The organism is Geodermatophilus sp. SYSU D00079, from assembly GCF_054050635.1.
The window spans coordinates 1-509 of the sequence record NZ_JBJGZS010000073.1 but is presented as its reverse complement, the minus strand read 5'-3'; the positions used below and the strand labels follow the sequence as shown (position 1 = coordinate 509).

Genomic DNA, 509 nt, shown 5'->3' with positions numbered 1-509 from the left:
GAGTACGGGTTCACCGACACCCCCGGCCGCTGGGACCACTGGCCGGCCGCGTTCGTGTTCACCGGCGGCGCCGACGACGGCGTCGACGGGCGCATCGTGCTGTCCCCCGGCGACGTGCTGCTGCCGTTCAACACCTACGTGCAGACCCCCGTGGAACTCACCATCGAGGCCGGGTTCATCCGCGCCATCCGCGGCGTGGGCGGCGCGCCCAGCCTGGACGCGGACCTGCTGGACTCCTACATCAAGAGCTTCCACGACCCCCGCGGCTACGGCATGTCCCACGTCGGCTGGGGCCTGGACGAGCGGGCCCACTGGCACGGGCTGACCCAGTTCGGCGGCGGCATGGGCATGGAGCTGCGCTCCTTCTACGGCAACGTGATGTTCTCCATCGGCCCCAACAACGAACTCGGCGGCCCCAACGACACCCCCTGCCACTTCGACATCCCGATGCGCGGCTGCAGCCTCTACCTCGACGACGCCCTCATCGTCGACGCCGGCGAGCTCACCGT

The 509-nt window shown here is 70.1% G+C and carries 1 pseudogene; it reads left to right on the top strand.

What is annotated here, in order from left to right:
• Positions 1-509 (top strand): annotated as a pseudogene (locus ACI79E_RS22440) (2,5-dihydroxypyridine 5,6-dioxygenase); the annotation flags it as partial.